An 8,190-nucleotide genomic window follows, 5' to 3' on the forward strand; every position below is an offset into this window, starting at 1 on the left:
TTGATTGTTATAGACACCTAAATCATAGGTGGTGACGGAGGAAAGATTATCAACTGTTGATTTTCCTAACATTTCCGTACGCGCTTTGACTTGCGTGGCAAGACCCGCTTCGCTGACATCCAATGTCATAATGAATGAGTTTAAATCAAACACAAGAGTGGCATCTGGTGAGAGTGTTATTTTCCCTTGTTGTCCAATTTGTGCATCTTTTAGTGATACAAGTGAATTAATAATTTTTTCATTAATAGAAGCAACTTGAGAATCGTCACTCTCATAAGTTGGTGTGATAGAACTTATGATAAGTTGATTATCTTTAAGTACCACAAGCGCATCTGCAATTTTATTACGGCTTTGTTCGTTTAATACAGATTGATTAGAACGCTCGTAACGTAAATAGACTGGGATCGTCATGCCTTCTTCTAATGCTGTGGCAAAGACACTAGGAATAATATAATTACCAATCTTTAAACTGGTTGGTTGGCTATATGTATTCTCGGACAATAGGAACATAGCAATGCCTAGTGCCACTACAGATTTACGCACAAGGAGTCCTTATTAATTAATTTATAATAATAAAATCGTCGTTATGCCAAATACCAACAGTTGCTTTTTTACTTTGAACATCGACTTGCTTTAACTTGACGCCAAGACCTGGCATAACGTAGTAGCGTTCACTACAGCGATTATTTTCATTTTTTGTCACAGCATCTGGCATGCAATCACCTGTAGCGACGGTACGAAACGAGCTATTTCCTGTGTTATAGACAATGCGAGCATTTTTATCGAAACGGTAATCAAATTTTTCTTGGCGAGGAGCAACCACTAAAATGGTGCTTATCATGGCAGACGTCGTTGCCGTTGCGGCTTTTGCATTTTGCGTTGATCCTGTTTCAGTCACCGGATCGTCACGCCAGACTAAGCGATAGTAACGTTCTTGGTTATCACTAGGGCCTTTATAGAAAATTTTAAAACTTTCTTTAGTTTTGCCGGGTAAAATTAAGTTTGCTGGTGAGATCAAAATCTCGTTATTGACTAAAGGGAGCACTTTTCCATCTTCCAAAGGTGATGAAATGCGCTCAATAGATAATCCGACTAAACGAGCCTGATCGACATTATTTTCAATTTCTTTGGCAAGAATAGTTTGGTCAGATGGCATAGTTTCGGTAATGGCACCGACATGAATGGCTGCTGCAAATTGGCTATAAAAAACCAAAGGACTCAAACAGGCTAATATTATTTTTTTCATAGCGAATCCTTGAGGGAGAGCGAAAAATTCGCTCACCCCTTAATTATTAAAAAACTAACTTTATGGCTTATGGAGTTGTTGTGAAGTCGCCTTCCCAAGTTGCAGTAAACTGAACTTTAACATCACCATCCCAGTAACCATCAGCTAAATCAGAGAATTTAGCATCAGCACCAGCAACTTTTGCGGAAGCGATATTGAAGGTGAATTGACTTTGGCCACTTACACGATCTTTACCGTTGTAAGCACCATCTTGGGCTAAGAAATCAAGACCAGCTGTTGTGCCAGCAGCTACGTCAACCATTGTGGTTTCTGTAGAGTTAGTTAATGCAGTGCCATTCCATTTAATACCAACAGTTAATTCACTATCGTCAGATGCACGCGTTAATTTATCGGTGATGATTTTTGATGTTAGTTTGAAGTCAGTTGCTTTTTCTTGACCTTGGATAGTGATGTCAAAAGCACCGTCTTGAGAGTTAAACGCTTTAACACCTTCAGCGTAATTGAATGTTAATGATTTTAATGGTGTAACCACTAACATACTTTTAGTATCTTTGTATGCTTTAGCATCCCATGAAGCAACAGCACTTGCTTTACGAGTATCAGCTTGAGCAAGAGTTGTCGCACCCATAATAGCTACAGCAAGAACAGCCAATGTCAGCTTTTTCATAAAATATCCTTTGATGATTATCTATAATAGATTGCTTTTATCTTTCTATTAATGAAAGAAATTAAATACACTGATACATTCTTCAAATAAAAGAATTTCTCTTTAAATAATTTCAAGAAAATATTTAAAGAATAACTCTTTTATTGATTAGTTTGAGGTGGGATATTCTTGATTTCTTTTGTTAAGTCTCCATAAATAAAAAGTCTTATTTTTTAGGTTTTAAATAAAAATAATCTAGCTTTATTTAATGTGCTTAATTTCTTTCAATTAAGATATAAATATAATTAAACATTATTTAATGGCGTTAATTTAAACAATAGGAGGAAGTAAAGTGATAAGAAAAATCCTATAAGTATTCTTTCTTAATTTCAATTGATAAAAAAATATTACTAATAACATCTATTTTTATCTTTATTTAGTGGTTTTTATGAAAATCTGATTAATTTATTTTATGGTTTTTTGTTTTTCTTTATATTTATTATTTGGAATTTTTAGTTTTTTTTATATAAATGCATTCTATAATAGACTGTGTTAGTTATTTTATACTTAAATATTAGATATAATAGATTATAATCCTGTTCATGGTATTAGGTTTACATATTTACTCACTTTTTGAGTTTGGTGTTTTTTATCTACAAAGTTTTTTATATTTTCTATAAATTAAAATCAATAAACTATCCAATTACGATTTGTATTTTTCATTTAGAATTAAAAATAATTGTTTTATATTTTTCATACCATCAAAAAACTATTATCATTAAAAGAGGTGTTATCTTTTAATGATAATATAAAAAAGATTTAAATTGAAAATTAGTTATATAATAGTGTTAATGAAGGATTAGAAAATAGTAAATTTCTTATTTTAAAATGAAAATAAAAAATGATCTTTATCGGGTGGTTAGTTAATTTTTTACGTTGTATTAAAGATAATCGTGTTATTTCGTGGGTTTACCCGCACATGATTGTGCGGGTTTTTTATATCGTTAATTTAAAATGAGGTTATGATGAGAGCGATTCAATAATCAGCTCACCTTTGTTTATATCTATTTTTAGTTTCTGGGATTCAGTCACTTTTAATAGTGCAGGCCCTAAATTCACTAACATAGGTAAATGCATTTCAGTGGCAATAATGGCGCTGTGAGAACGACTATCTCCTATAGCTAAAGCAATGCCAACTAATGGACTATCAGTTAATTGGATTAAGGTGGAAGGGAAAAGCTCTTTAGCAACCAAAATAGCCGGTTGTGATGGTGTAAATGCAGGGCGTGTTTTATCTTGCAATTGATAGAGGACTTGATTACGCAGATCACGGAGATCAAGTTCACGAGCCCGTAAATAAGGATCAGTGAGTGCACAATAAAGCTGTATTCTCTCTTGCATTTCATCAGACCAGCTTTGTTGTGCGTTAATTTTTTCTTCTTTAATACGATCAACTACAGATGTGATTAATTCATCATCATCTAACATCATGATATGGCCATTAAAAATAGCCCCAATGTGCTCTCCTAAGACTTGATTCGCTTTTTCCGCATACTGTTTTAGAACGTTTAACGTATTTTTGATGGCATGATTAAATTTGATGATTTGAGTATCAATATCTATTGATTCAGACAAATTTTCTACGGGCGACAATTCAGTTTCATGCCAAATAAATGCTGGGGCTTTAATTTGGGCGACAGGGGTTAAAATGCCTTTTAGGGTTGTCGTGTCAGAATCAGAAGGAAGCTCTTCGCCAAAGCCATTTTGAGCGAGTTTAAGGAAGGCTGCGATCGCTTCATCTTCTTGTTCACCAGAAGCAATCAGCGTTATTTCATCACCTTGGCGAATTTGTATTAATGAGAGTTGATTTAAACTCAGCGGATTAATTCGTCTATCACCTTTAACTAATTGATAATCAGCATGATAGGTAGAAAGCACTTCCACTAAAGTAGCCGCAGGTCTTACATGTAAACCATGAGGATTACGCACGACCCAGCTTGCCTCTTTACCTTGAATTTTGACGAGAGCATTAATATCATTTTTAGGCTGGACGAAGTTTTCGCCAAGTTGAATTTTTTTTGGGTATAACGAGTTTGAGGCTTCTTCAATGACTTTCTCTAAAGAAGCACCAGAAGAGGCAGCAACGACTGCTGCAAGTGTACCTTCAACTAATGGTGCAGAGCAGAGTGTTACTTTTTCAGCGAGTTCAGGATCAAGTAATTCAATTGCGGTTTCTGCACTTAATATGGCACTACCTAAATCCATCATGACAACGATAGATTGTGCCTGTGGCGAAAATGATTCAATTGCCGTCATAATTTTAACAGCGTCAGTACCAATCGTATTTTCTTCATCGTTAACACCCGCGGCGACCGCAAGTTGACAGTGAGCAGGATTAATCATCTGACTTGCAAGTTCTGCCACACCATCAGCGAGATGCTTACTATGAGAAACAATAACAATATTTATCATGGTAGACCTTTATGGGTTGCTTGTATTGGTTACTTGGTCAGTTATGCATTAATGCTATTTGCAAGGGCTTGTATCATTAGCACAACAGATGCACTACCAGGATCTTTATGCCCTATACTGCGCTCACCTAAGTAGCTTGCTCGCCCTTTTCGAGCTTGCATTGGAATGGTATTTTCAGCGGCTTTTTCGGCCACAATGTGTGCTTGGGTAATGGCTTCTTTGAGAGAAAGATTTTGCTCATTAGATTGCTTTAATGACTCAACGACAGGCCACCAAACATCACACATGGTTTTGTCATTAGGCTGTGCTTTTCCTCGACTCACAATACCTTCTACACCTTCAGTGATCATTTCAACAAATTGATTGAGTTCTAAATTTTGTAATGAAGCGGTCGGTTTTGCTGCACGAATAAAGAAGGTACCAAAGAGAGGGCCACTTGCACCGCCAATATTTGAGAGTAACGTCATGCCTGTGGTTTTAAGGATCGTACCAATATCTTGGTTTTCAAATTCAGGCAGTTTTTCAAGTACCTTTCTAAAACCACGATTCATATTTAAACCGTGGTCGGCATCACCTATTTCACGATCTAAGTCCGTCAGATAATCACTATTTTGTTCAAAAAGTGATGCGCATTGTTCTAACCAAAGAATGATTTGAGCATGAGTTAAAGCCATTTCGTGTTCCCTTTTCTTGTAATTAAAAACTTATTTCACCATCGCCGGTGTATTAACAGGTGCATCCCATAAGGTAAGTAATTCATCATCAACTTTTAGCAACGTAATTGAGATCCCTGACATATCGAGCGAAGTACAATAAGAACCAATTAAAGAACGTTCGATGGTTAAACCAAATTTTTCACAGCATTGGGTTAAATGGTGATAAACACCATAAAGTTCAGATTGTGGTGTCGCACCTAGATTATTAACTAAAGCAATAATGCGATCGCCTGATTTTAAAGGTTGTTTCTCTTGATTTTCATCGATCCATGTGCCGTTTTCACGATCCCAATGACGGATAACGCGTTGATAGTGACCATTTTCGATTAAGGTCGTAAACATGGCATCAACGGTCTCATTGAGTGAAGTGAATTTACGACGATCAATACCTGGCTCTCCATGGATACCAACACCAAATTCCATTTCATTTTCAGGTAAAGTAAAGGAAGGTTTTCCTGCTGCAGGCACAGTGCAAGCTTCTAAGGCAATCCCGATAGAAAAACCATTATTATTAATGTAATGACCTAATTTAACTAGCTTATCAAGAGAGTCGCCTCTTTCAGCTGCGGCCCCCAGTAGTTTTTCCATTAAAACGGTGTTGGCAACACCACGGCGCCCTGCTGTATATAAGCTATCTTTAACGGCAACATCATCATCCACTAAGACGGTTGCAATTTTTACACCATCGTCATGAAGTAGCTCTGTGGCTGTTTCAAAGTTAAGCACGTCACCCGTGTAGTTTTTTACGATCATTAAAACACCTTCACCGCTATCAATCTCTTTGGCGCAGTCATACATTTTATCTGGCGTTGGCGACGTAAATATTTCACCTGGGCATGCACCATCGAGCATACCTTTACCTACAAAGCCAGCATGCATGGGTTCATGCCCGCTTCCGCCACCGGATAGCAACGCAACTTTGCCTTTTATTGGAGCATCTTTTCGCGTGACATAAAAAGAGGAAGGATGAAGTTTGATTTCAGGATGGGCCTTTGCAAAGCCTTGTAGTTGTTCAGATAACACGTCATCAACTCGATTAATCAGCTTTTTCATCTTAAATGCTCCATTTGAAATTTGTGTTTAGTCTTTAAACCAGAAATCGATTTTATGGTTTATGTGGCTGACAAATTATTAAGTAAAGGATAGGCAAACACGTGGTGTTTGTATTATTTAAAACATAAGAATTATTTTCATTTAGCTTAAAAATAAATCTACATCATTTATCTTTCTATAAGAATAGGTTAGTCAAATAACCTGTCAGAATGGGAGCAAGATCATAAAAAAAAATGAAAAAGGGAGTATCTGATCGTGATGATTACATGCCTTGTAAAAGAGTGAGTGCTCTCTCTCGCTGCTCTGGAGAAAGGTTTTTAATAACATCCAATAACAATGTATCTTTGTTTTTTGCGCTTGGCATAAGAGTATGGCTAAAAGTGAGATTTAAAACAAAGGTATGTCCACATTCAGGATCACGGCAAGCACAATAGAGATCGGATAACTCTTTGTGTTTACGATTACTTTTCTTTATAAGCGCTTTTTCACCACATTCAGGACAAAAAATAGTTAAAACACGCATCTCTTTTTCTCTTTGCTATGGGTTATTTAATACCTTCTATATTAGCTGAAATTTGTATTATAACCAGCCTATTTATTGTTTTTTTATATAAATATTTGTTTTTATATCGTTTAAAGAAGCTTAAAACAAGTTTATTTGTTTTTATTAATGTGAATAGTTCGGTTATTGTCGGTTAAGCATTGATAACCGAAGTTAACCGAACAAACTTACTAGCCTGAAATACAAACTTTGTAGATAATAGCTTCACGTTAAATCATACGGAGATGATCAACATATTGAATTTATTATTTATTTATTTTGTTAGTTTTCAGTATGAGTGAATAAATAGACAAGGATGTCTATTACAAATTAACAAGGAAGTTAGCTGTAATATAACTGAATAGCTTGTTATTTATCGCAAATGGATATTGCGCATAGTTGAAATAAAAGGAACTTTCGTTATCTCAATCAGGATTTATTCAGTTACACAGGGTTGTGGTTGCAGCTAATTCTTTACAGATTATCTGGTGAATATTGGGAGGTGAGGTTTCTTTTTACAGTTAAATAAAGTGTGATCAGAGATGAGGTGTATTCATGGATGAATATGACAACACATTAATATCGTTGGTGATCGTAGGTGCATTTATTGCATTAGGGAAGATGCTCGTTGCGAATGAAACAATGACATTAAGATTGTTCATCGGCAAAATTATTTTAGGCTCTGCAGTTTCAGTTGTTGCTGGTGTGCTGCTTATTTTATGGCCTGGGATTAATTCTGTTGCAGTAATGGGAATAGGCTCTGCGCTCGGTATTGTGGGTTATCAATTAGTCGAAATCTGGTTACGTAAGCGAGGTAATCAATTTTTTTCAGGAAAAGATGATACCAAGTAAAAAGTGCTACGCGTTTTCATCATAATAAAAATCGGTAAAGTCAATTTTGTCTCGAATGACTAAGGAGTTAGGTCATGTCCAACACACTAGCGGTATATGCATGGATTGCACTAATGGCGTTTAGTTTGGGGTGGATTGCTCAAGGATGGCATCGAGACAATATAACGTTAGAACAACGGATGTTAATAACGGCAATTGAAGATCAAGCAAGCATGGATGCTTGCTTTGATCTTCAACTTTTTCCTTATGTATTAGAGGAAATTCATCCCTAATAGGAATAAGAAAACGGTTATTTTACTTAGTGAATATCAGTCCCTGACCATTCAGCAAATACATTGACATAACCACGGGCTTCTACCACGCCAATCCAGTCTTCTCCTTCCATTGAAAAAAGTGAGGTGCTTTCATTCATTGGAATAGTCAGTTGTAAATCAGTACGATAAAAATAACCCTCTAACTGATAAGGATGAGGCCATGTGGTCTGGGTCCAGAGTGCTTCTTTAATGGAGATAGGCACATTATCGCAAGCGGCCCGATTTTTAACTTTTGAGCCACTGGCGTCGGTATACGTCAGATAAGCTGAAAATGGGACATTCATTTTTTTATCTTTGGAGCTAAATAAGCAATAAGATTGACCTCGGATTGTTGTTTTAGGCCCTTCAAC

Annotated in this window: 9 protein-coding genes and 1 pseudogene; 2 read left to right on the forward strand and 8 right to left on the reverse strand. The window is 36.1% G+C overall.

Annotation, left to right across the window (positions count from 1 at the left end; translation table 11 throughout):
* The 7 genes and pseudogenes from ABN256_RS18480 to ABN256_RS18510 all read right to left on the reverse strand — a co-directional run.
* Positions 1-543: pseudogene (locus tag ABN256_RS18480) on the reverse strand (hypothetical protein); the annotation flags it as partial.
* 16 nt (positions 544-559) lie between these two features.
* Complete coding sequence (locus ABN256_RS18485) at positions 560-1,246, reverse strand: EcpB family pilus assembly chaperone (protein ID WP_349439882.1); 687 nt, start codon at positions 1,244-1,246, stop codon at positions 560-562.
* A 67-nt stretch (positions 1,247-1,313) separates the two neighbouring features.
* Positions 1,314-1,913, reverse strand: a complete 600-nt coding sequence (ecpA, locus tag ABN256_RS18490) for a common pilus major fimbrillin subunit EcpA (protein ID WP_196554840.1) — start codon at positions 1,911-1,913, stop codon at positions 1,314-1,316.
* Positions 1,914-2,912: 999 nt separating this feature from the next.
* Positions 2,913-4,364: a dihydroxyacetone kinase phosphoryl donor subunit DhaM gene (dhaM, locus tag ABN256_RS18495; RefSeq protein WP_349439883.1), complete on the reverse strand. Its 1,452-nt coding sequence runs from the start codon at positions 4,362-4,364 to the stop codon at positions 2,913-2,915.
* A 41-nt stretch (positions 4,365-4,405) separates the two neighbouring features.
* Positions 4,406-5,038: a dihydroxyacetone kinase subunit DhaL gene (dhaL, locus tag ABN256_RS18500; protein ID WP_196554838.1), complete on the reverse strand. Its 633-nt coding sequence runs from the start codon at positions 5,036-5,038 to the stop codon at positions 4,406-4,408.
* A 30-nt stretch (positions 5,039-5,068) separates the two neighbouring features.
* On the reverse strand, positions 5,069-6,133 hold the full coding sequence (gene dhaK / locus ABN256_RS18505) for a dihydroxyacetone kinase subunit DhaK (RefSeq protein ID WP_196554837.1): 1,065 nt from the start codon (positions 6,131-6,133) through the stop codon (positions 5,069-5,071).
* A 262-nt stretch (positions 6,134-6,395) separates the two neighbouring features.
* A complete protein-coding gene (locus tag ABN256_RS18510) occupies positions 6,396-6,656 on the reverse strand; it encodes an Ogr/Delta-like zinc finger protein (protein ID WP_115350200.1) in 261 nt (86 codons plus the stop codon).
* Between the two features lie 573 nt (positions 6,657-7,229).
* On the opposite strand from ABN256_RS18510, the gene ABN256_RS18515 reads away from it, so the two are divergent.
* Positions 7,230-7,526: a phage holin family protein gene (locus ABN256_RS18515; RefSeq protein ID WP_196554835.1), complete on the forward strand. Its 297-nt coding sequence runs from the start codon at positions 7,230-7,232 to the stop codon at positions 7,524-7,526.
* Between the two features lie 74 nt (positions 7,527-7,600).
* Positions 7,601-7,798 (forward strand): hypothetical protein, encoded by a 198-nt coding sequence (locus ABN256_RS18520; RefSeq protein WP_196554834.1) that lies wholly within the window; start codon positions 7,601-7,603, stop codon positions 7,796-7,798.
* A gap of 26 nt (positions 7,799-7,824) precedes the next feature.
* Here ABN256_RS18520 and ABN256_RS18525 read toward each other — a convergent pair.
* Positions 7,825-8,190 (reverse strand): fimbrial adhesin EcpD family protein (locus ABN256_RS18525; protein WP_502929709.1); only part of this gene is annotated, 366 nt, incomplete at its 5' end.

Source organism: Proteus sp. fly-1008, from assembly GCF_040140305.1.
GTDB lineage: Bacteria > Pseudomonadota > Gammaproteobacteria > Enterobacterales > Enterobacteriaceae > Proteus > Proteus vulgaris_B.